Below are 23,231 nucleotides of genomic sequence, written 5' to 3'. Positions count from 1 at the left end.
GAGGACGGTGAAGTCCGGCTCATCGGCCACCACGGGGTCGGCATCTCACTGGGAATCCTCACCCGCGGCCAGTCCGCGGCGATTCGGGCGCTCAGCGAAGCCGAGCTGGATCCGGCGGAACTGGTGGCGAGGACAACCGGTGTGGACGGACAGGCCGGACTGGCCCAGGCGTACACGCTTCTCAGGGCCCTGCGAGCGGGGAACTGGTTGCGCATCGGACTGGCGACGGGAAAGCGACGCCTGCTGACGCTGATACCCTGCGCGGCTCCCGGCACCGCCTCCGCAATGCGGCGGACGGCGTCTCTGACGGCATCCGGCGGCGGCCCGGCGGTACAGGGGCCGGAGGAACCCCGGTTGCTGCTCTCGCGTTTCGCGGTGTTGCGCCGCGTCGGCATTGAGTTGGTCCTCGAGTCGCCGCGGACAGGAGTGAGCGCCCATGTGGCGGACCCGGAGGTGGCCGCCGTGCTGGCGCGACTTGCCCGTCCGTTTCCCCGCGCCGATGCGACCACGGTCGCGCCCTGGGCGGCGGAGGTACTTGACATCCTGGTCACGTCAGGACTGGTCGTGGCCGAGAACTCCCCCGAGGAGACGGAGTTCCGGTATCTGCAGTGGGCCCCCCATGAACTGTGGTTCCACATGCGAAGCGGTTCTTCCGAAGGACCTGCGGAATCCGGCGGTGCCGGCGGTCGCCCCTGGGGCGGGACGCGTTGGGCGGAGGGGCGCTTCCCGGCGCCCGCCGCACGCGGTGACCGGGCACGCGGTCCCAGGAACCCCTTGCCGGTGCCGGATCTCGGGCTGCTGGCGGCCTCCGATCCGGCTTTCGCCGATGTCGTGGAGGCTCGTCGCTCCATCCGCGAGCACCATCACGAGCGGCCCATCACTCGGGAGGAGTTGGGCGAGTTCCTGTATCGCACAGCCCGTACCCGAACCGTCCGGCGGACGGGTGAGGTGGAGGTGCTGGACCGGCCTTACCCGTCGGGTGGTGCTCTGCACGAGTTGCAGATGTACGTGGTGACTGCCGGCGTCGCCGGAATCGAGCCGGGTCTGCATCGCTACGACGGGTGGGAGCACGCGTTGGAAGGTGTGGCACCTTACGGCACCGAGGTCCGGGCGATCGCGAGACGGGCGGCTGCTGCGGTGGGTACCGCGGATACTCCGCAGGTCGTCCTCGTCCTGACCGCCAGGTTCGGCCGAGTGATGTGGAAATACCAGTCCATGGCCTATGCCCTGGTGCTGAAGGACACGGGCGTTCTGATCGCTTCGATGTACCTGGCGGCCGCGGCGATGCGACTGGCGCCATGTGCCATGGGCAACCCCGAGGCAGACCTGTTCTGGCGGGCCACGGGGATCGACCCCCTGATCGAGTCGGCTGTCGGCGGTTTCACATTGGGCTCTGCCCGCCCCGGTTCCTACACACGTGACAGTAAAGAGGAATAGCTTCATGGAATTCCGGAAGCAAGCCCTGGCCAAGCTCCAGGCTCCTCGCCAAATGGATTATCCCGTCCAGTTGGCGCGCCCGCGTAACCTTGTCGCTCTGGCCGTGGTTGCGGCACTGATCGTCGTCGGCGCGATATGGACCGGTACCGGCTCCATCGGGCGGCGGATCAATGCCCTCGGCATCCTCACCCACGCCGAGGGCACGATCTATATGCAGAGCAACTACCAAGGCCAGATCACGGGCGTTTTCGGAGGAACGGGATCCACCTTCCTGCCCAATGCGCCCCTCTTCACGATTCAGGACGGCAACAAGCAGTACACCATCCGGTCGGCGACAGGCGGCCGGGTCATCAACATGTTCGCTCGGGTGGGCCAGGTCATCCCCCGGGGTACACAGCTCGCGGTCATAGAGCGCATCGAGAACCAGAGCGACCCCTTGGTGGCCATGGTCTACATCGCGCAGTCGTCCACCAGCCTGATCCACAAGGGAAGCCAGGTCGACATTTCAGTGCAGTCCGCACCGCCGAACCAGTACGGCGTACTGAGGGGCACGGTGCAGTCGATCGATCAATTCCCTGAGACCGAACAGCAGATAAGCAACTTCCTCGGCGATGTACAGCTCGCCCGGCGTTTCACGCGAGCCGGTGCGCCGATCGGAGTCATCGTGAAGCTGACACCGGGCCGGCACAACATCGGGTTCTCCTGGTCGACGGGGAGCGGTCCGCCTTTCACCATCGACTCCCGTAGCCTCGTCTCCGCGGCCATCCACCTCCCGCCCATCAAGCCGGTCGACTGGATGATGTCGTGACCATGCATCTCGCCGACAAGAATGGTCGCGGAGGAAAGAGGAAGTCCGACCAGAGCGCCGGGCGCCCCTTGAGGCCCAGTCGCGTCAAGACCCCCACAGTCCTGCAGATGGAAGCCGTGGAATGTGGAGCGGCAAGCCTTTCGATGATCTTGGGATATTTCAAGCGGGATGTTCCTCTCGAAGAGCTGAGAGTGGAGTGCGGCGTATCGCGGAACGGCTCGAAGGCCACGAACGTATTGAAAGCTGCCCAGCGATACGGACTGGTGGCCAAGGGAATCCGTGCCGAACCGGTCGCACTGGCCTCCCGGGTCGACATGCCGGTCATCCTGTTCTGGGAGTTCAACCACTTCCTGGTGCTGGAGGGCTTCAGCCGGCGGCGGGGCAAGAGGGTCGCCCACCTTAATGACCCCAGCCACGGCCGTCGTACCGTGAGCATGACCGAGTTCGACGAGAGCTACACCGGTGTGGCACTCACCATGCGACCGGGGCCGGACTTCCACCGTGGCGGCCGTCGTCCCGGCGTTCTGCCCGCTCTGCCGCAGCGGCTCCAGGGAAGCTGGCAGATGCTCGCGCTCGGCGTCTTCGCCAGTCTGCTCCTGACGCTGGTGGGTGTGGCGACGCCCAGCTTCACGCGCGCGTTCATCGACATCGTCCTTGTCGGCGGGGACAGTTCGGTCGAGCGGCCACTCTTCATTCTCATGTTCGTCACGGCTGTCGCCACGGCTGTTCTGACGGGGCTTCGACTGTCATTCCTGCTCAGGGTCCGCATCGTGAGCGCAACGCTCAACAGTGCACGTTTCCTGCGCCACCTGTTCAGGCTGCCCGTGGGCTTCTACACACAGCGCAGCCCGGCAGACGTGACCAACAGAATGCAGTCCAACGACACCGTCGCCGCGACCCTGGCGAACGACCTCTCCAACATCATCATCAATGTTCTGGTGATCGCCGCCTATGCGCTGCTGCTCTGGACGTACAGTCCTTTGCTGACCGCGATATGCATCAGTGTCTCGCTGCTGAACATCGTCGCCGTGCAGCTCACCGCCCGCGCACGAGCCACGGGAGTCGACCGGCTGGCGGCTGACCAAGCGGCGTTCCTCACCACGTCGTACGGCGGCCTCGAGGTCATCGAGACGATGAAGTCGACGGGAGCGGAGAACGAACACTTCCGCCGCTGGGCAGGCGATCACGCCAAACTGGTCAGCGGACAGCAAAAAGTAGGGACGCCGACCGCTCTGCTGGGTGCTGTCGCCCCGGTGCTCGCCGGCTTCAACAGCACGATCATCCTGTTCGTCGGAGGGCTCCTGGCCGTTTCGGGACACATATCGATCGGCCTGCTCGTCGCGTTCCAGTCCTTGCTCGCCGCGTTCACGAGCCCGCTCACCCAGCTCACCACGGTCGCCGGACGGCTCCAGGATTTCGGTGCGCAGGTGGTCCGGCTGCGGGACGTGGAGAACTTTCCCGTGGACGACATCAGCGACGTCGAACCCGATGAGATGAGTCTGCTGACCGGACGCCTTTCGTTCGATGACGTGTCCTTCGGCTACAGCCCCCTGGAACCACCACTGCTGCAGAACCTGTCGTTCTCGATCGGCCCGGGCGAGCAGATCGCCCTGGTCGGTGGTTCGGGTAGCGGCAAGTCGACGGTGACCAGACTGATATCGGGCACCCAGCGGCCGTGGAGCGGTGTCATCATGCTGGACGGAACCCCGAGGGAACGGATAAGCCGTCCGGTATTTGCCGCATCCGTGGCCTTCGTCGACCAGGACATCTTCCTCTTCGAGGGAACCGTCCGCGACAACCTCACCCTCTGGGACCGATCGGTGCCCGACGACGAAATCATCCGGGCGCTGAAGGACGCTGCCATCTACGACGTGATCTCCTCCCGACCAGGCGGAATCTACAGTTCGGTGGAGCAGGACGGGCGCAATTTCTCCGGCGGTCAGCGTCAGCGTCTCGAAATCGCCCGGGCGCTGGTTCGCGACCCGAGCCTCCTGGTTCTCGACGAGGCCACGAGCGCACTGGACTCCGAGACGGAAAGTCAGATCATCGACCATTTGCGGCGGCGTGGCTGCGCGACCGTCGTGGTCGCACACCGTCTGAGCACCATTCGCAGCAGCGACCAGATAGTCGTTCTGGAGCGTGGCCGGGCGGTGGAACGAGGAAGTCACTCGGAGCTCGTGGCGGCCGCCGGTCGCTACTCTCAGCTGATCGGGGAGCATTGATATGGAACCGATGAACTCGCCGATGATCGCCGAGGACCTCACGGGTTGGCAGTCGCTGGTGGACCTCGCCCTGCCCGTCGACTGCTCGGCGCGGCACATCTCGCTGCGCCGGAGGGACACGCTCTGGCTGGTGGCCGAGGGCGCCTTCGATCTGTTCGCCGTGGACGCGGACGGCACAGGCCAGTGGGTTCACATCGGACGGCTGATGCCTGGCGCCATCGTGATGGCGCCGACTGCCGGGCCGCGCCATACGCTGACTGTGCGCCCGTTGGAAGGCGGCCGGCTCTGTCGGCTGTCCATCAAGGACTGTGCGGCCCGGAGCCGTTCCGGGACCGCCGGTCACCGTGACGCGTACGGGTTGGCTCCCTGGGAGCAAGGCCTGTCCGACGCGATCGACAACGGCCTGAGGGTTTTGCTGGACTTCCTCCGTGAAGGTCTTCCTCCGCAGGATTTCGTCCCGCTCGTCGCGGGCACTCGACTCGAACTGACGGAAGGCCAGAACGCCCGGCCCACTCAGGGAGTCGTGTGGGTCGACGTCCTGGCGGGCGACGTCACGGCGAGCGGTCTGGGAGGCCTCCACGAGCACGGCGCGGGGGACTCGGTAACGCTGACCGAGCATGACTGGATCAACAGTGCGACACCGGCGAAGGTGCGGGCCCACTCGACCCGCGACCTGTGCGCGTCCGGTCAGCTGTGGCGCTACGTCGTGGAGTTCCAGAACCGGGCCCTGTATGTCGTCGACAGGGCGATCGAACGGAAGCGGCTGACTGCGGAATCGAGCATGTCGGCCAGCCGGGAAGCCACGAGGCTTGCGGCGGAGCGCGCCGATCGCGCTCTGGGCGGCGTGTTGCGGGTGGCCGACCAGGGTGACCGATGGCGCTCGCACCCCGACGAGGACCCCACCACGGCCGCCTGTCGTGCGGTGGCCGCTGCCATGGGTATCGAGGACTTCCGCACGAACGGTCCGCCGGTGCACACCATGGCGGGCCCGATCGAACAGGCTGCGCTCCGCGCACACCTGCGCACGCGCACGGTATCGCTGAAGGGCCACTGGTGGCGTAGCAACATCGGTCCATTTGTCGGGCACAGAACAAAGGACTTCAGTCCGATCGCCTTTGTGTGGGAGAGAGGCGGGTACTGCGCCAAGGACCCCGCCAGCCGCGAGTCGGTGCGGATCAACGAGAGGACCGCGTCCGAGTTCGAGAAGCGGGCCGTGATGTTCTACAAACCCCTGCCCGAGGGCGAGGTGAACAACTGGGCCCTGTTGCGCACGGGACTCCGCGGGGCGGCCGGCGACATCCGCGCTGTCGTGACAGGGGTGATCTTCGCCGTCACGTTGGGCGCGCTGGTCCCGGTCCTGTCCGGCACGGTGCTCGGCACGCTGGTACCCGAGGCGAGAACGGACCTGATCACCCAGGTCGGCGTGGCCCTCCTGTTGGCGGGCGTGGCGTCAGCCGCGTTCGGCGTGATGGAGAACATTGCACTCCTGCGCCTCGAGGGCCGATTCGGCGCCACGCTGCAGACCGCGGTCTGGGACAGGCTGCTTCGGCTGCCGGCGGGATTCTTCAAGAACTACACGACGGGTGAACTCGCCGGCGCGGCACTCGGAATCGGTGAGATCCGCACCGTCCTCATGGGTGTCACTTCGACCGCCTTGTACTCGAGTGCGGTCGTAGTGGTGAACTTCTTCGTACTGCTGTGGGCGAGCCCGACGTTCGCTCTCCTGGCTGCCGCGTTCGCTGCCGCCAACCTGGTCCTCTGCGCGGTGCTGGGTGCCAGGCAGATGAAGTGGCAGGTCCAATCGGTCCAACTCGGCCACAGGCTGACGCACAAGGTCTTCCAGAACCTGCGCGGACTGCCCAAACTGCGAGTAGCCGCGGCTGAGGAACGTGCCTACTCCGACTGGGCCGGGACCTTCACGCAGCAGAAGGAAATCCAGAAAAAGATCAGCCACTACCAGAACGCCACCGCCGTAATCAATTCGGCGTATTCCCCCCTCTGTCTTCTCGTGGTCTTCGTGATCGAGTCGACCAGCCCGGGCGGGGTGCTGCCGATACCCAAGTTCCTCACGTTCCTGGCGGCGCTCACCGTCATGCTCTCGTCGGTCACCCAGGTGACCACCACGGTGTCCTCGGCGATGTCCGTGGTTCCCATCTTCAGGAGGCTCAAGCCGATCCTGCGGCACCCCTTGGAGGTGTCGAGCGCGAGCAAGTCCCCTGGAGAACTGTCCGGAAACATCGAGGTCAACCACCTGACGTTCGGATACTCCAAGGACGCGCCGCCGGTACTCGACAACGTGTCGTTCCGTGTGGCATCCGGGGAGTTCCTTGCAGTCGTCGGCGCGAGCGGCGGAGGAAAGTCGACGCTCCTGCGCCTGCTGCTCGGGTTCGAGAAACCCGATGCCGGCACCGTGCTGTACGACGGACAGGATCTCTCCTCCCTGGACAGCGTGGCGGTGCGAAGCCAGTGCGGGGTGGTGTTGCAGCAGGCGAAGCAACTTAGCGGTTCGATCTTCCAGGCCATGACGGGGGCGATGAACTATTCGCTGGCGGACGCATGGGAGGCGGCCAAACTCGCTGGCCTGAGCGAGGACATCGCCGCGATGCCCATGGGCATGCACACCTACATCAGCGACGGCTCGACGCTTTCCGGTGGCCAACGCCAACGGCTGGCGATCGCCCATGCCTTGATCAGGCGCCCCCGCATCCTCTTCTTCGACGAGGCGACCAGCGCACTGGACAACCGCACCCAGAAGATCGTCACCGAAGCGACCCGGCAACTGAGGGCTACCCGGATCGTCATCGCGCACCGACTGTCCACGGTCATGGAGGCGGACAAGATCCTGGTTCTCGCCGGGGGGCGCGTGGCCCAGTACGGGTCGCCGGCCGGCCTGCTCGCCGACGAGGACGGCCTTTTCCACCAGCTTGTCAGACGTCAGATGCAGTAGGTGCTGTGGCACCGATCGGAGGGTTTGATGTTCAGCGGTACCAAGTCCGCGGGTGTCAGCGCGGCCGCGTGGTTGCTGGCAGCAGGGTGCCTGGCCGGCTGCGGGACAGTGCACGCGACCGCCGCGTCTCCCGCGCGCGCTTCCGCCACCGCATCCGGTGGGATCACGCAGGCCCAGGCTCTTGCAGCGGTCAAGGCGTATGAGCGGCAGAACAATCAAGTGAACAGGACGTTCGACTACCCAGGGATCGCGCGAGCAGAGACCGTCCCATTGAGAACGTCGAGCCAAGCGTGGATGCGGATCACCAAGGAACTGAAGCAGACGGTTCCGGCGATCTACAACTCGGACACCCAAGTCGTCGTCCCGAAGCAGTCCGGCTACCCTCGCTGGTTCCTTGCGATCACCCAGCGGGTCAGGGGCGGGGTGCCCGCTCCCTATCCGACGTACTCCATTTTCGTGAAGAGTGCCGAATCCGCGCCGTTCCAGGCTGCGTATGCTCTGACGCCGACCGGCCAGGAGAACGTTCCGGATCTCGCAAAGAGCGCAGACGGCACGGCGTCGATGGTCAATGACGGGGACGCGCTGGCAGTGCCGCCCGCAGGTCTCGGCCGAGCCGTCACAGACCACTATGTGAAGCAACTGTCCGGGAAGGACGGTTTCGAATTCAGCGATGCCTTGGATAATCAACTCGGTTCCGGATACAATATCGGTGTCAGCGTGCTGGGGCAGCGTGGTGTATCGCTGAGGAGGCTGCTGAACCGTTCCTTGCCGGAGTCCTACGCACTGCGTACTTCGGATGGTGGAGCCCTGGTCTTCAGTTCCGTGGAAGTCACCGACACGCTTCGCGCGGTCAAAAAGGGAAGCGTCGCCTCGCTACGTTCGGGAAGCAATGACGCCGCATTGATCGGGAAGCCCGGTGGGGTGAGCGCCAAGGGTTTCACCATTGAACGACTGGAAATGTTTTTGACCTACGACCCTGCCCGGTCCTCAGGTCAGAAGGCGAAGTTGATCGCCTACAGTGAGACCGGCGTATCTGCCCAGCGATGAATTGTCGGCTGGCTTCCGTACACATGATGGCAGACATAGAGGAGATCTGAGATGTCGGAAAGCAAGAACATCGAAGAAGCGGTCACGGGAAGTGACCTGGAGCTTGAAGAGGACCTCAACGAGGATGAGCTGGACCAGGTCGACGCCGGTGACGGAGGACAGTCCACCTACCCGCCGTATCTCTGAGCGAGGATAAACGTCAAGCTGAGCCGGCGAACGGGTCCGCCCGTCGTCGGGGGACTTGCCGACGAAGCCGCGCGGGCTTCCCACGGTGACCGAGCGATGGTCCGTCATGGACGACCGTGCCGGGCGAAGTGTCGACTTCGCCCGGCACGGTCGTTTTGGCCGGTGACCGCGACGCCGGCACCCTCACCGGTTTCACGGGCCGGGTTCGGGGCGAGACAGGCAGGTACGGGGGCGTGCGGGCAAGGCCCCGTAGCCGGGCAGCCAACCAGCTTGTCCACCTTGACCTTCCGGGGGCAGCAGAACGGGACCGCTGGTGGAAGCAGTAGGCCGACCAAGGTCTTCCTGCTCCACGAGAGGTCCCGTCGTCACGCCGGTGGGCCATCTCCGTGACCAGTGGATCCGTCAAGGAGCCCGCGTCGGTTCAGGGGCCGCGCCAGTGTTGTCCGGACGGGATCACCGCTCACTGTCCGTCGAACGCAGCAGCGGCTGGAGGAGAGCGCTGTGGCGCAGGTCATCCCAAGCGGCACTGCTGCTCGCGGGCATGTCCGCGGAGAGCGCTGCGCGAAGCAAGGCGATTTTCTCCGGCGACAGCATTAGGTCGACCTTCGGCGTGTCGGCAAGCTCCTGCAGCCAATTCAGGATCTGCTCCACCGGATCCACATCGTTATAGCGTTTGGCAATGAGATCGAGAATCGCGGCTCGATCCGGAACATTCAGGAGGAGCGCGAGGAAGAACCGGTGGTCCAGCTGCTTCACGCTCCGACGGAGGGCAGTGATTTTCTTCATCCGCTCCGTCTCGGCGAACGAACTCAACAGTTGATCAACTCGGGCCTCGCCGTGGCGCTCCACAGCATCTTTGATCAGCCTGTCCCAGTCAACAACCCGCCGGCGGTGCGGGTACAACAGCGCGAGCACCTTCTGTGTGGTCCACAGGTCGGCTCCCGCCAGCTGCAATTCGGCCGCCTCCTGCAGCATGTGCACATCGACGGTCATCAGCGAGGCGAGCATGCGTAGCTGCGTCCTGAGCGGTTCAGGCTTGTAGAACGCATCGAACGCCACACTGGGAGGGGTGTAGGCGTACTGCTGTACGTTGGCAGCCGTCGCGGTGCGGGCGATGAGGGTCACGCAAGGGCGATCCAGGTGGAACAGCGAGTGGATGAATCGTGATCCGGGATCGATGCGGCAGACCTGCCCGTGACTCAGCAGCTCGGACGAGCTCCACCTGACGTCGCCGAATTTCAACTTGTCACGCACACGGTCGGTTTCGGTAAAACTGAATTTGGTATGTATGCTTGATCCCTGACTAACCATGAAAGCACCGCCAAAACCGTGATCATGGATAGCGGTTGTGCCGTCCAGCCACACAAGCGCTTCGATCGCGAATCCGGCGTCGGATTCACTGTAGAGCGTGACGGGGGGCTCCCCGAAACTTGTTCCCATGTTAGGACCCGGCATGGGGTGAGGTCGTGTGGCGATCGACCATCGGGCGAGCGTCATCATGTCAAGGACTTCATGAAGTCCGCTCTGGGCCAGGACAGTGGCGGCAAGTTCAGGAAAGGCGTGATCGTCGTAGTCCTGGCTTCGCCAGGCGCGGCCCAGCGTCCTTCCGGTGTCCTTTATGAGCCCATCGACATCGCGAGTCATGGCTACCTTCCTGTGCTATCGGGCATGGCCGCCAGGCTTCGCCCGCATGTACCGATGCAGACAGCCGCCGAACGATGCCGTATACCCTGTGTCCAACCAGACTTCAGGCGCTGGTCTTGCGCGTTCCTGTTCCCTGGCCTTGCCGGTCTGCGTGGGCAGCGACTCAGGGCGCATTTCTGTCCGCTGAGCGGAGCCAACGCAGAACTGGACGTCATTTGGCACAGAAGTGGGTCCGGCGGAGGCTTATCGGAACGGCTTCATCTACGCACGCTCAAATCGTGGGCGTCAACGCCGTATCCGAACCTTGCGGTCGATATTTCGGTACGCGATTAACCTGCACCGGTACTACAGCCTCAGATCTTGTGACTGGTGATCGGTGCTGACCGTTGTCCGGTCATGCTGATGGATGTGAGTGCGGAGCAAGTCGGGGGTTGGGCGGAGGAACTTGGCTGCCCTGACAGGCGGGTTGGGGCATCTGTTTGCCCGGCCGGAGCCGCGGGACGTGTTCGCCGATCTCATCGAGGGGCTGCTGTCTGACCTGGGCCGAAAGAACGGCTGGACGATGGCAGGGCGGGCCGGTCACGCCACCCCGCACCGGATCCAGAAGTTCCTGGGCGAGGCGTCCTGGAACGCGGACGCACTGTTGGCCGAGGTGCAGGCGTACGTGGCAAGGGAGTTGGGGGATCCAGGCGCGACGCTGGTGCTGGACGACACCCAGGTGGTCAAGAAGGGTGACAAGTCCGTCGGGGTCGCCTTCCAGCACTGCGGGACGACCGGCGATGTCCGCAACTGCCAGGTCGTGGTGATGCTCACCTACGCCGCCGCAAGTGGCCACACCTTCTTCGACCGGCGCCTGTACCTGCCGCAGTCCTGGACGGGCGACCGTGAGCGGTCTCGGGCGGCCGGGGTGCCCGACGAGGTCGCCTTCACCACCAAGCCGCATCTGGGCATCGCCATCCTGCAGGCCGCGGTGGCCGGCTCTCTGCCGTTCTCCTGGGTGGCCGCCGAGGCGGACTACGGCAAGGACCCCGCCCTCAGGTCCTGGCTGCACGAGCAGGGGATCCGCTACGTGCTCGCGGTGCCGGTGACACTGCCGGTTCAGGGTCCGCCGGGCAAGCCGTACCTGCCAAAGGTCGCGGCGGCCGGTGACCTGCTGCACTACTCCACGGTGCGCTAGCAGTGGGAGCGCCGCAGCCAGGGCGAGGGCTCCAAGGGGCAACGCAGTGACGACTGGGCCTGGTTCGAGGTCACCCTGCCCGGACAGATGCAGGCCGACGGCTTCGCCCACCAGCTGCTGATCCGCCGCAGCACCGAGAAGAAGCAGTTGGCCGGCGGCCGCGTGGACTTCGACTACGCGTACTTCCTCGTCCATGCCCCCGCCGACGCCCCGGTCACCGAGGCTGTGTGCCGGGCCGGGGTGCGCTGGAAGATCGAGGAGAACAACGAGCTCGCCAAGCAGATCACCGGCCTCGGCCAGTACCAGGTCCGCCGCTGGACCTCCTGGCACCGGCACGTGACCTGCGCGATGCTCGCCCTGGCCTTCCTGACCGCCCAGCGCGCCCGCCACCCCGGCCCGGAAGCAGAACCCGCGGCCGAGCCCACCGGGCAGCCCACCGGCCCAGCCCCGGCAGACGTGGGAAAAGCGCAGGAGACGGCGGGAAGGAGCACCTTCCGCTGATCCGGCTGACCGTCCCGGCCCTCGCCTGTCTCCTGGCGGCCACCGCCCTGACCGCCCACCACAGCGACGCCCACCACCTCCAGCAGCATCACTGGCGAGCCCTGCACCAGAACCGGACCACCGTCAGCCACTACAACCGGCGCTGCGACCCCCTGCCCACCCGCCTCCGCCCCTGGCGACAACCCGAGCAGAACCGATCACAACCTCAAGATCTGAGGCTGTAGTACACGGCAGGGCCGTTCGCACCAGCGCCATCACAACTCGGGATGATCGCTTTCATGCCCGCATTCTTGCTCGTCCGGCGGGCCCAGGGTCAGCCCTTCCTTGTGGACTTCCCACGGGAACTCCGCGCCACGCAGGTAAGCGCGCGCACCGCGCGTCCGACATCGGCCAGAGCGCCAAGGGGTGCGTGCTGGTCGAATCACACCTTCTCGGCCACCACTCGCGGATGCTCCACAGTAAGCATCTCGATGTCTTCCAAGTCGGAGGTCAGAATCGTCACCCGGCCCGGATGAGCCAAGGCCGTCGCGCAGAGCATGGCGTCTATGGCGTACTTGTGGCCATGGACGCCCGCAGCCCGAAGGAGAGCCGCTGCAGACTGGGCAATCGCTTGAGTGACCGGCTCGACGCGCAGGCAGGACAGAGTCCACCTCAGGGCAGCGTCGTTGATCCTCGGGTGGGTAACCTCGACCAGCACCGCAGCCGACGTGATCACCGGGAGGTCCGCCTCGCGGCCGGCCGTCAGCCACTCGTGGACGTCTCGGTCTCGTTGGACGGCCTTCGCCAAACCCTCACTGTCCAGGATCAGGGCACCACTCACGCGGCAGCCTCGGCCCCGGGCTGGGATCCGGTGAGCTTGGCTCGTTTGGCCGCCACGGCCTCCGGATCGGCCGGGCCGTGGACCTTGTCAAAGTCCGCAATCAGCTCGTCCAGGTTGTCACGCTCGATCTGGCGCTGCGCGGCCCGCTCCAGATACGCGGAGACTCCACGCCTACCCACCCGCTCGCGGATGGCCTGCAGCGTGCCGGCGGTCAGGGACACAGAGATACCGCTACTGGGGCCGTCTCCTGGGAGGAAGTCAGCATCGTCAACCATGGGGCCAGTTTGGCATTCGAAATAGCATAGGGCTAGCCGGTTGTGGATCCACATCCAAAAGCGTCGGCCCGGCGGCCTCCGTGGACGCGGCCCGGCCGACGTGATGGGGCTTCAGAACGTGCGTCATGTGAGCGTCAACAGTCGGAGGAATCGCTCTGATGCTGCTGGCGAAGGGATCGTCGTCCCCTGCTGAAACCGCAGGTCAGGCTGTTTCCGGCAGACAGCGTCACCCTTCACACGTTGCACTTCGGGAAACAGGTCGAGCACCGCCGACCACATCTGGAAAACCCAAGAAAGTCGCAGGTCAGAGCCCCTTTGCAGCAGGCTCCAAAATCGCCACGCACTCCACGTGCGACGTCATCGGAACACAGTGCGCACGCGCAAAACCGCAGGTCAGGAACCCTTCCCGACCGGCTCAAGAATCGCCACGCACTCCACGTGCGAGGTCATCGGAAACAGATCGAACGCCCGCAGTGTCCGCACCCGGTAACCCCCGTCCCTGAAGTACGCCAGGTCCCGGGCCAGTGCGGCCGGGTCGCAGGCGACGTACGCGATGCGGCGGGCGCCCAGCGACGACAGGTGGTCCACCGTCTTGCGGCCCGCGCCCGCGCGGGGCGGGTCGAGGACGATGAGGTCGACCTCGGTGATGCCGGTGCGCGGGAGGACCGACTCGACCTTGCCCTGCTCGACGCGGACACGCGGGAAGTCCGCCAGGTTGTGGCGGGCGTCCTCAACCGCTCGCTTGCCTGACTCGATGCCCAGCACCGCGCCCTTCTCTCCGAGGCGGTCGGCGAGGGCGCCGGCGAACAGGCCGACACCGCAGTAGAGGTCCAGCGCCATCTCGCCCTTGCGCGGCAGCAGGCCCTGCATCACCGCCGTCACCAGGGTGTCCGCCGCCTTCGGGTGGACCTGCCAGAAGCCGCCGTTGCCCACGCGGTGGGTGCGGCCGTCGGCGCGCTCGCGGACGAAGGCGCGGCCGTGGACGCGGTGGATGCCGCCGTCGTTCTCGTCCACCCGCAGGACCGAGACCGGCCTGTCGAGTTCTACGAGGGGCAGGCGGGCGCCGGGGCGGGGCTCCAGGATCACCATGCGGTCCTGGGAACCGGTCGCGGCGATCGCCTCCACGGCCACCATGCCGGACCAGTCGCGCTCCTCGATGCCGAGTTCGCTGACGCCCGGCGCCGCGATCATGCAGTGGTCGATCGGCTCCACCTCGTGCGAGCGGTGCCGGCGCAGTCCCGCGTTGCCGTCGGCGTCGACCGCGTACTGCACACGCGTGCGCCACTGCGGCACCTCGCCCGCCGGCAGCTTGTCGCCCTCGGCGGGCATCACCGTGCCGTCCCAGCCCGCCTCCTCCGGCGTCAGGCCGGCCAGCCGCCGCAGCTGCTCGGCGATCACCTCGCCCTTGAGCCGGCGCTGGGCGCCCGGCTTGGCGTGCTGCCAGTCGCAGCCGCCGCAGCGGCCGGGGCCGGCGTAGGGGCAGGGGGCCTCGACGCGGTCCTTGGAGGCGTCCACGATGTCGACCGCGTCGGCGCGCAGGAAGCGGGCCCCCTCCTCGCCCTCGGTCACCCGGGCCACGACCCGCTCGCCGGGCAGCGCGTGCCGGACGAACAGCACCTGGCCCTCTGCGGTCCTGGCGATGCAGTGCCCGCCGTGCGCGACCGGGCCCACCTCGACCTCGTACTCCGTCCCCACCAGCGATTTCTTCGGTTCTGCCTGCATGGTGGGGGGGACTCCAGATCAGAGAGAGGGGGGAAGGGCCGCTCGTGGGCCGACGACAGCCCACCAGTCTACGTCCTTCCCCGGGCCTCCTGATCCGCTCAGTTCCTTCCGCTGGGCTCCTTCGGCCGGTGCTCGGCCGGCCCGCGTCGTACCGCGCCCGGTGCGTTCCACTCCTGCCGCTTGCGGGCCCGGTTCCTCGCCACCTCCGAGGACGCCAGCTGGTAGGGCACCGAGGTCACCATCACACCCGGCGTGAACAGCAGCCGGCCCTTGAGGCGCAGGGCGCTCTGGTTGTGCAGCAGATGCTCGTACCAGTGGCCGACGACGTACTCCGGGATGATCACGGAGACCGCGTCCCGCGGAGACTGGGCGCGCAGGCCCTTGACGTACTCGATGATCGGCCGGGTGATCTCGCGGTAGGGCGAGTCGAGGACCTTCAGCGGTACGTCTATCCCGCGCCGCTCCCACTCCTCGCGCAGCGCCTTCGTCTCGGCCGGGTCGACGTTGACGGTGAGCGCCTCCAGGGTGTCCGAGCGCATCAGCTTGGCGTAGGCGAGGGCGCGCAGGGTGGGGCGGTGGATCTTGGAGATCAGGACGACCGAGTGGACTCGGGAGGGGCGGACCAGGTCGTCGTCGGGCTCCTCGGGGGCGGAGATCTCCTCGGAGACCCGGTCGTAGTGCTTACGGATCGCGGTCATCGTCGCGTAGAAGATGCACATGCCGAGGAGCGCCACCCAGGCGCCGTGCGTGAACTTCGTGACCAGGACGACCACCAGCACCAGGCCGGTGAAGAAGGCGCCGAAGGTGTTGATCGCACGGGAGCGGATCATGTGGCTGCGCTTGGCGGGATCCTTCTCGGTCGCCAGGTGGCGGTTCCAGTGCCGGACCATGCCGGTCTGGCTGAGCGTGAAGGACACGAAGACGCCGACGATGTACAGCTGGATGAGGCGCGTCGAGTCGGCGCCGTAGATCACCGTCAGCAGCGCGGCGGCACCGGCGAGCAGCACGATGCCGTTGGAGAAGGCGAGGCGGTCGCCGCGGGTGTGCAGCTGGCGCGGCAGGTAGCGGTCCTGGGCGAGGATCGAGCCGAGCAGGGGGAAGCCGTTGTACGCGGTGTTCGCGGCCAGGAAGAGGACCAGGGCGGTGGCGGCGGCGAGCACCACGAACAGGAAGCTGCCCTTGCCGAACACGGCCTCGGCGACCTGGGAGATCACCGGGTTCTGGACATACCCCGAGCCGACCCCGACACCGTTGTGGATCAGGTCCGTGGCCGGGTTCTCCGCCATGCGGACCTTGGTGACCATGGCCAGCGCGATGATGCCGCAGAACATGGTGACCGCCAGCAGGCCCATCATGGCCAGCGTGGTCGCCGCGTTCTTCGACTTCGGCTTGCGGAAGGCGGGGACGCCGTTGGAGATGGCCTCGACACCGGTGAGTGCGGCACAGCCGGAGGAGAAGGCGCGGAGGAGAAGGAAGACCAGGGCGAAGCCGGCCAGGCCCTGGTGTTCGGCCCTGATGTGGTAGTCGGCGGTCGGGGCCCGCATCGTGTCCCCGAAGACGAGGCCCCGGAAAGCGCCCCACATGATCATGATGAAGACGCCGCCGACGAACACGTACGTCGGGATCGCGAAGAGCTTGCCGGACTCCTTCACGCCTCGCAGGTTCATCAGGGTCAGCAGCACGATCACGGTGACCGCGCAGAGGACCTTGTGCTGGACGACGAAGGGGACCGCCGAGCCGAGGTTCTCGATGCCGGACGCGATGGAGACGGCGACGGTCAGGACGTAGTCGACGAGCAGCGCGCTCGCGACGGTCAGGCCGGCCTTGTCCCCGAGGTTGGTGGTGGCGACCTCGTAGTCGCCGCCGCCGCTCGGGTAGGCATGGACGTTCTGCCGGTAGGAGGCGACCACGGTGAACATCAGCACGACGACCGCGACCGCGATCCAGGGGCTGAAGTGGTACGCCGACACGCCCGCGATGGACAGGACCAGCAGAACCTCCCCCGGCGCGTAGGCGACGGAGGACAGCGGGTCGGAGGCGAAGACGGGGAGTGCGATGCGCTTCGGCAGGAGCGTTTCGCCCAGCCGGTCACTGCGCAGTGCGCGCCCGATCAGGATCCGTTTGGGCACGTCGGTCAGTTTGGACACGAGAAAGGATCGTAGGCCTTCACCTGGCAGGGCTCCAGCCGCGGGGCGTGATCTGCCTCCCGAGTGAAAAAGGTGACGGCTGGAACTGCGGATTCCGCAGCTTACGCCCGATCCGTGCCTAGATGGCAGACCCCGCCTGTCATCGCACTTCGGAGGTCTCATGCCTGCGACCGCAGAGCTGATCGGTGCCGCGGTGACCCTCGTCGGCCTCGGAATCCTCACTGCCTGGAGCGTGCGCAGCATCACTCGGCGGTGAGCGTGGCACAGGGGTGCCCGGCCGGGACGGTGCGTGTGTAGCTTTGACGTCGGTCTGAGACCCTGATGGGGCTGAGCACTAACTTTTGGACACCGGAAGGACGGTCGTGCACATCGTCATCATGGGCTGCGGCAGAGTGGGTTCCGCTCTCGCCCAGACCCTGGAGCAACAGGGGCACACGGTCGCCGTGATCGACCAGGACCCCACCGCCTTCCGCAGGCTGGGCCCGGGATTCGGCGGTCGTCGGGTCACCGGGGTCGGCTTCGACCAGGACACCCTGCGCGAAGCGGGCATCGAGGAGGCCGGCGCCTTCGCCGCCGTCTCCAGCGGTGACAACTCGAACATCATCTCGGCCCGGGTGGCCCGCGAGATGTTCGGCGTGGAGAACGTCGCGGCCCGTATCTACGACCCGCGCCGGGCCGAGGTCTATCAGCGCCTCGGCATCCCGACCGTCGCCACGGTCCGCTGGACCGCCGACCAGATGCTGCGCCGGCTGCTGCCCTCGGGTGCGGAGCCGCTGTGGCGCGACCCCACCGGCGGGGTCCAGCTCGCCGAGGTGCACGCCTCTCCGAAGTGGGTCGGCCACAAGATCAGCAAGTTGCAGGAGGAGACCGGCGTCCGGGTCGCGTTCCTGACCCGGCTCGGTGAGGTGATGCTGCCCACCTCGCAGACGGTGTTGCAGGAGGGCGACCTCGTGCATGTGATGATGCGGACGGACGACGTCGACAAGGTCGAGGCCGCCTTCGCCGGGGGTCCGGAAGAGGAGGCGGGTCACTGATGAGGGTCGCCATTGCCGGAGCCGGCGCCGTCGGCCGCTCGATCGCGGGCGAGCTGCTGGAGAACGGCCACGAGGTCCTGTTGATCGACAAGGCCCCGACCGCCATCTCGGTGGAGCGGGTCCCGCAGGCGGAGTGGCTGCTCGCCGACGCCTGTGAGATCACCTCTCTGGACGAGGCGGCGCTGCAGCGCTGCAACGTCGTGATCGCCGCGACGGGCGACGACAAGGTGAACCTGGTCGTCTCGCTCCTCGCCAAGACGGAGTACGGCGTTCCGCGCGTCGTCGCCCGGGTCAACAACCCCAAGAACGAGTGGCTGTTCAACGAGGCCTGGGGCGTGGACGTCGCCGTCTCGACGCCCCGTCTGATGTCCGCCCTGGTCGAGGAGGCGGTGAGCGTCGGCGACCTGGTCCGGCTGCTCCGCTTCAGCCACGGCGACGCGAACCTGGTGGAGCTGACTCTGCCTGAGGAGTCGGCCCTGGCCGGCACCCAGGTCGGCGACGTGGCGTGGCCCGAGGACACCTCCCTGGTCACGATCATCCGCGGAACCCGGGTTCTCACCCCCTCCGGCGAGGACTCCCTGGAGGCGGGCGACGAACTCCTCTTCGTCGCGGCCCAGGCCCGCGAGGAACAGCTGGAGGACCTGCTGTCGGTACGGCGGGAAGACGTCTGACACAGGTACGGGAGAAGGGCGCCCTCCGCTGCGGAGGGCGCCCTTCTCCCGTACCTGCCTACTTGCGGTGGCGTCCGCCGGAGGGCTCGCCGCTCTCCGCGGCCAGCGCGGCCTTGCGCTCCTCCTCGGCCTTCTCCTCCGCCTCCATCTCGGCGAAGACATCGATCGGCGCCGGCGCCTTCGCCAGGAAGACCCAGGTGAGCCAGACGGCGAGCAGGAACGGCGGGATCTTCAACGCGACCAGCACCCAGCCGAGCTGGGCCGTGTTCGCCCACCAGTACAGCGGGAAGAGGATCGCGCACTTGGCGAGCAGGATCAGGCCCCAGGCCCAGCTGGCCTTGGCGTACGCCTTCTTGCGGCCGGGGTTGCGGGTGCGCCAGGAGAGGTTCTCCTTGAAGACCGGGCCGAGGATCAGGCCGATCAGCGGCACCCCGCACAGCGTGGTGATGATGTACGCCAGCGCCAGGCCCAGCGTGTAGAGCATGCCGGGGAGGTAGAAGTCCTTGGCGTTGCCCGTGAACATCGCGAACACGACACCGAAGGCGACGCCGAAGACACCGCTGAAGGCGTGCTTGACGGTGTCCTTCATGGCGAGGCGGACCACGACCAGCACCACGGCGACCGCGAGGGCGGCGATCGCCGACCAGTGCAGGTTCTTGTTGATGGTGAAGATCGTGACGAACAACAGGCCGGGCAGCACCGTCTCGACCATGCCGCGCACGCCGCCGAAGGCCTCGAACAGCGCGGCCTCGGTCACCGCCCGCGCATCGTCCTCCGCCTGAGTGTCTTCGGTCGGCTTGTCGAGCGACGTCACCGGCTACTCCCTACCGAGGGGTCTCAGTTCGTACTTGGGGTTGAACAGCACCCGGCGGCCCCGGCTCAGCGAGACCCGGCCCGATGCGATCAGCCTGCGCCCCGGTTCTATGCCCACGATGGAGCGCCTGCCGAGCCACACCACGTCCAGCGCGGCGGAGCCGTCGAACAGCTCGGCCTCCAGGGCCGGGACTCCGGCGCGCGGTCGCAGGGTGACCGTGCGCAAGGTACCAGTAACGGTGACGATCTGCCGGTCCTGGCAGTCGCCGATCCGGATACAGCCCGTCGTGTCGGCGTCCTCACGCAGCTCCTCGGACTCCAGGTCCTCCTGCGACGAGGACAGCCGGCCCAGCATGCGCCGGAACCGGCCGGCCGGCTTTTCGGAACGAGGAACAGCACTCATGTCTGAAGCGTACCGGGGTCCACAGACACCGCCGTAGTCCAGCTCACTTCGCCGTAGTCCAGCTGACTTCACCGTCGTCCGGTTCACTTCGCCGTGGTCCGGTTCACTTCGCCGTGGTCCGGTTCACTTCTCGAACCGGTACCCCATGCCCGGCTCCGTGATGAAGTGCTTGGGATGCGAGGGGTCCGCTTCCAGCTTGCGGCGCAGCTGTGCCATGTACACGCGAAGATAGTTGGTCTCCGTCCCGTACGACGGCCCCCACACCTCCTGCAACAGCTGCTTCTGGCTGACCAGCCGGCCGGTGTTGCGGACCAGCACCTCCAGCAGATGCCACTCGGTGGGGGTCAGCCGGACGTCCTTGCCGGCCCGGTTGACCTTCTTCGCGGCCAGGTCGACGGTGAACCCCTCGGTCTCCACCAGCACGTCGTCCTCGTCGCCTCCGGCGACCGGCTCGGCACGGCGGACGGCGGCCCGCAGCCGGGCCAGCAGCTCGTCCATGCCGAAGGGCTTGGTGACGTAGTCGTCGGCGCCCGCGTCGAGCGCCTCGACCTTCTCGTCGGAGGTGTGGCGGGCGGACAGCACCAGGATCGGCACCCGGGTCCAGCCGCGCAGCCCCTTGATCACCTCGACGCCGTCCATGTCGGGCAGGCCGAGGTCGAGGACGACCACGTCGGGGTGGCGGGAGGCGGCCAGTTCGAGGGCGGTACGGCCGTCGGGGGCCGCGTCGACCTCGTACTTGCGCGCCTTGAGGTTGATCACGAGGGCGCGCACGATCTGCGGCTCGTCGTCGACCACGAGCACACGGGTCATGAGGCCTGCCTTTCCGGTTCTGCCGCGGTCTGCGCCACGGGTTCTGCTGCTGCGGTGACCGATCCTGCCGCGCGGAGACTGAGGACCATGGTGAGGCCGCCGCCGGGCGTGTCCTCGGCGTTGAGGGTGCCGCCCATCGCCTCGGCGAAGCCCCGGGCGACCGCGAGCCCCAGTCCGACCCCGGCGCCACGCGGAGCGTCACCGTAGCGCTGGAAAGGCTCGAACACGCGTTCTTTGGCATCGTCGGGCACACCGGGCCCGCGGTCCACGATCCGCAGCTCCACGCGGTCCGCGATGGCGCTGGCCGAGACGACGACGACACTGTCGGGCCGGTCGGCCGGGCTGTACTTGACGGCGTTCTCGACCAGGTTGGCCACCGACCGCTCCAGGAGCCCGGCGTCGGCCTCGACCATGGGCAGTGTCTCGGGGACGTCAAGGTCCACGCTGCCGTCCGGTACCCCCACCAGCGCCATCGGGACCACCTCGTCGAGGTCGATCTCACGGACGATGGGGGTGACGGTGCCGGTCTGCAGGCGGGACATGTCGAGCAGGTTGCCGACGAGGTGGTCGAGCCGGTCGGCGCCCTCCTCGATGCCTTCCAGCAGCTCCGCCCGGTCCTCCTCGGACCACGCCACGTCGTCCGAGCGCAGCGACGACACCGCCGCCTTGATCCCGGCGAGCGGGGTGCGCAGATCATGGCTGACGGCGGCCAGCAGGGCCGTACGGATGCGGTTGCCCTCGGCGAGCGCGCGGGCCTGCTCGGCCTCCTCCTGAAGCCGCCTGCGGTCCAGTACGACGGCTGCCTGGGCGGCGAAGGCGGCGAGCACCCGGCGGTTCTCGGCGGGCAGCACCCGGCCGGTCAGGGCGAGGGCCATGTGGTCGCCTATGGGCATGTCGACGTCGGCGTCCTCCGGCCGCTCCAGGGCGGGCCCGAAACCGGCCCGGCCCGCACAGCTCCACGGCTCGACATCGCTCGCCCGCTCGAGGAGGGCGGCGGACTCCATGCCGAAGGTCTCCCGCACCCGCTCAAGGAGCGCATCCAGGCTGGTCTCCCCTCTCAGCACGTTGCCGGCGAGGAAGGAGAGGATCTCGGACTCGGCGCGCAGCCGGGCGGCCTGGTGAGTGCGCCGGGCCGCGAGGTCCACGACCGAGGCGACGGACAGCGCGACCCCGAAGAAGATCACGATGGCCACGATGTTCTTCGGATCGGCGATGGTCAGCCGGTGCAGGGGCGGGGTGTAGAAGTAGTTCAGCAGCAGGGACCCGAAGGCCGCCGAGGCCAGCGCCGGGAAGAGCCCGCCGAGCAGCGCGGCCGCGACCGTGAGGGTCAGGAAGAGCAGCATGTCGTTGGCGAGGCCGAGGTCGACGGTGTTCAGCAGCACCGCCATGACGGCCGGGCCGGCCAGGCCGGCCAGCCAGCCCGCGATGATCCGGCCCCGCCCGAGCCGCGCGCCCCGGGCCACCGGCAGCCCGCGCCCCTTGGCGACCTCCTCGTGGGTGACGATGTGGACGTCCAGGTCGGGTCCCGACTCGCGGGCGACCGTGGCGCCGACGCCGGGCCCGAGGACGTACTGCCAGGCCTTGCGGCGAGAGGAGCCGAGCACGATCTGGGTGGCGTTGACGCCGCGCGCGAAGTCGAGCAGGGCGGCCGGGATGTCCTCGCCGACGACCTGGTGGAAGGTGCCGCCGAGGTCCTCGACCAGGGTGCGCTGGACGGCGAGTTCCTTCGGGGAGGCCGAGGTCAGACCGTCGCTGCGGGATATGTAGACGGCGAGCACCTCGCCCCCGGCGCCCTTCTCGGCGAGCCGTGCGGCCCGCCGGATGAGCGTGCGCCCCTCGGGACCGCCGGTGAGCCCGACGACGATGCGCTCCCGCGAGCCCCATATCGCCGAGACCCGGTGCTCGCTGCGGTACTGCTTCAGGTACTCGTCGACCCGGTCGGCCACCCACAGCAGCGCCAGTTCGCGCAGGGCGGTCAGGTTACCGGGCCGGAAGTAGTTGGACAGGGCCGCGTCGACCTTGTCCGGCTGGTAGATGTTGCCGTGCGCCATGCGCCGGCGCAGCGCCTGGGGAGACATGTCGACCAGTTCGATCTGGTCGGCGCGCCGTACCACCTCGTCGGGCACGGTCTCGCGCTGGCGCACTCCCGTGATGGACTCGACGACGTCGCCGAGGGACTCCAGGTGCTGGATGTTGACGGTCGAGACCACGTCGATCCCGGCCGCCAGCAGTTCCTCGACGTCCTGCCAGCGCTTGGCGTTGCGGGAGCCCGGGATGTTGGTGTGGGCGAGTTCGTCCACCAGGGCGACGGCGGGGGCGCGGTGCAGTACGGCGTCCACGTCCATCTCCGTGAACAGGGCGTCCCGGTACTCCAGCTCCTTGCGCGGAACCTGCTCCAGGCCGTGCAGCATCACCTCGGTGCGCGGCCGGTCGTGGTGCTCGACGAAGGCGACCACGCAGTCGGTGCCCCGTTCCACGCGCCGATGGGCCTCGGAGAGCATGGCGTAGGTCTTGCCCACGCCCGGTGCCGCACCGAGATAGATCCGAAGCTTGCCGCGTGCCATGGT

19 protein-coding genes are annotated in these 23,231 nt (G+C 67.3%); 10 read left to right on the top strand and 9 right to left on the bottom strand.

The window, feature by feature from the left end; genetic code table 11:
- Positions 1–354: 354 nt before the first annotated feature.
- Genes ACZ7OO_RS25960 through ACZ7OO_RS25935 form a run of 6 tightly spaced genes read left to right on the top strand, consistent with a single transcriptional unit; the run spans position 355 to position 8,647 of the window.
- Positions 355–1,437 (top strand): SagB family peptide dehydrogenase, encoded by a 1,083-nt coding sequence (locus tag ACZ7OO_RS25960; RefSeq protein ID WP_471508114.1) that lies wholly within the window; start codon positions 355–357, stop codon positions 1,435–1,437.
- Positions 1,438–1,441: 4 nt separating this feature from the next.
- The gene (locus ACZ7OO_RS25955) at positions 1,442–2,245 is read left to right on the top strand and encodes a hypothetical protein (RefSeq protein WP_471508112.1); all 804 of its coding nucleotides are present in this window, start codon (positions 1,442–1,444) and stop codon (positions 2,243–2,245) included.
- Between the two features lie 2 nt (positions 2,246–2,247).
- Complete coding sequence (locus ACZ7OO_RS25950; RefSeq protein WP_471508277.1) at positions 2,248–4,467, top strand: NHLP family bacteriocin export ABC transporter peptidase/permease/ATPase subunit; 2,220 nt, start codon at positions 2,248–2,250, stop codon at positions 4,465–4,467.
- A 1-nt stretch (position 4,468) separates the two neighbouring features.
- Entirely contained in the window at positions 4,469–7,414 is a 2,946-nt protein-coding gene (locus ACZ7OO_RS25945; protein ID WP_471508110.1) for an NHLP bacteriocin export ABC transporter permease/ATPase subunit, read from the top strand.
- 27 nt (positions 7,415–7,441) lie between these two features.
- Positions 7,442–8,461, top strand: a complete 1,020-nt coding sequence (locus tag ACZ7OO_RS25940) for a DUF8094 domain-containing protein (RefSeq protein WP_471508109.1) — start codon at positions 7,442–7,444, stop codon at positions 8,459–8,461.
- Between the two features lie 51 nt (positions 8,462–8,512).
- Positions 8,513–8,647 (top strand): hypothetical protein, encoded by a 135-nt coding sequence (locus tag ACZ7OO_RS25935; RefSeq protein WP_471508107.1) that lies wholly within the window; start codon positions 8,513–8,515, stop codon positions 8,645–8,647.
- A gap of 453 nt (positions 8,648–9,100) precedes the next feature.
- On the opposite strand, the gene ACZ7OO_RS25930 is transcribed toward ACZ7OO_RS25935, so the two are convergent.
- Complete coding sequence (locus ACZ7OO_RS25930; RefSeq protein WP_471508105.1) at positions 9,101–10,291, bottom strand: cupin domain-containing protein; 1,191 nt, start codon at positions 10,289–10,291, stop codon at positions 9,101–9,103.
- Positions 10,292–10,793: 502 nt separating this feature from the next.
- On the opposite strand from ACZ7OO_RS25930, the gene ACZ7OO_RS25925 reads away from it, so the two are divergent.
- Both ACZ7OO_RS25925 and ACZ7OO_RS25920 read left to right on the top strand, forming a co-directional pair.
- A complete protein-coding gene (locus ACZ7OO_RS25925) occupies positions 10,794–11,468 on the top strand; it encodes an IS701 family transposase (RefSeq protein ID WP_471508103.1) in 675 nt (224 codons plus the stop codon).
- An 87-nt stretch (positions 11,469–11,555) separates the two neighbouring features.
- The gene (locus ACZ7OO_RS25920; RefSeq protein WP_471508101.1) at positions 11,556–11,969 is read left to right on the top strand and encodes a hypothetical protein; all 414 of its coding nucleotides are present in this window, start codon (positions 11,556–11,558) and stop codon (positions 11,967–11,969) included.
- Positions 11,970–12,390: 421 nt separating this feature from the next.
- Here the strand turns inward: ACZ7OO_RS25920 and ACZ7OO_RS25915 are convergent, their stop codons facing one another.
- From ACZ7OO_RS25915 to ACZ7OO_RS25900, 4 genes are all read right to left on the bottom strand, one after another.
- Positions 12,391–12,789, bottom strand: a complete 399-nt coding sequence (locus ACZ7OO_RS25915) for a DNA-binding protein (RefSeq protein WP_471508099.1) — start codon at positions 12,787–12,789, stop codon at positions 12,391–12,393.
- Positions 12,786–13,064, bottom strand: coding sequence for a hypothetical protein (locus tag ACZ7OO_RS25910; protein WP_328779982.1), 279 nt, complete (start codon positions 13,062–13,064; stop codon positions 12,786–12,788). Before ACZ7OO_RS25910 ends, ACZ7OO_RS25915 begins: the two co-directional genes overlap by 4 nt.
- A gap of 393 nt (positions 13,065–13,457) precedes the next feature.
- The gene (locus tag ACZ7OO_RS25905) at positions 13,458–14,786 is read right to left on the bottom strand and encodes a class I SAM-dependent RNA methyltransferase (RefSeq protein WP_471508097.1); all 1,329 of its coding nucleotides are present in this window, start codon (positions 14,784–14,786) and stop codon (positions 13,458–13,460) included.
- Between the two features lie 98 nt (positions 14,787–14,884).
- The gene (locus ACZ7OO_RS25900) at positions 14,885–16,933 is read right to left on the bottom strand and encodes an APC family permease (protein WP_471508095.1); all 2,049 of its coding nucleotides are present in this window, start codon (positions 16,931–16,933) and stop codon (positions 14,885–14,887) included.
- 362 nt (positions 16,934–17,295) lie between these two features.
- Between ACZ7OO_RS25900 and ACZ7OO_RS25895 the strand changes: the two genes are divergently transcribed.
- Positions 17,296–17,967: a potassium channel family protein gene (locus ACZ7OO_RS25895; protein WP_471508093.1), complete on the top strand. Its 672-nt coding sequence runs from the start codon at positions 17,296–17,298 to the stop codon at positions 17,965–17,967.
- Positions 17,967–18,638, top strand: coding sequence for a potassium channel family protein (locus tag ACZ7OO_RS25890; RefSeq protein WP_471508091.1), 672 nt, complete (start codon positions 17,967–17,969; stop codon positions 18,636–18,638). Before ACZ7OO_RS25895 ends, ACZ7OO_RS25890 begins: the two co-directional genes overlap by 1 nt.
- 58 nt (positions 18,639–18,696) lie before the next feature.
- On the opposite strand, the gene ACZ7OO_RS25885 is transcribed toward ACZ7OO_RS25890, so the two are convergent.
- From ACZ7OO_RS25885 to ACZ7OO_RS25870, 4 genes are all read right to left on the bottom strand, one after another.
- Positions 18,697–19,452 (bottom strand): DUF3159 domain-containing protein, encoded by a 756-nt coding sequence (locus ACZ7OO_RS25885; protein ID WP_471508090.1) that lies wholly within the window; start codon positions 19,450–19,452, stop codon positions 18,697–18,699.
- A gap of 3 nt (positions 19,453–19,455) precedes the next feature.
- Entirely contained in the window at positions 19,456–19,854 is a 399-nt protein-coding gene (locus ACZ7OO_RS25880; RefSeq protein WP_471508089.1) for an OB-fold nucleic acid binding domain-containing protein, read from the bottom strand.
- 123 nt (positions 19,855–19,977) lie between these two features.
- Positions 19,978–20,664 (bottom strand): response regulator, encoded by a 687-nt coding sequence (locus ACZ7OO_RS25875; RefSeq protein ID WP_471508087.1) that lies wholly within the window; start codon positions 20,662–20,664, stop codon positions 19,978–19,980.
- Positions 20,661–23,228: a DUF4118 domain-containing protein gene (locus ACZ7OO_RS25870; RefSeq protein ID WP_471508085.1), complete on the bottom strand. Its 2,568-nt coding sequence runs from the start codon at positions 23,226–23,228 to the stop codon at positions 20,661–20,663. Before ACZ7OO_RS25870 ends, ACZ7OO_RS25875 begins: the two co-directional genes overlap by 4 nt.
- Positions 23,229–23,231 lie beyond the last annotated feature (3 nt).

The organism is Streptomyces sp. NPDC111744, from assembly GCF_055634995.1.
Note: the sequence above shows the minus strand (reverse complement) of the source record. Positions and strands in the feature narration are given on the sequence as shown.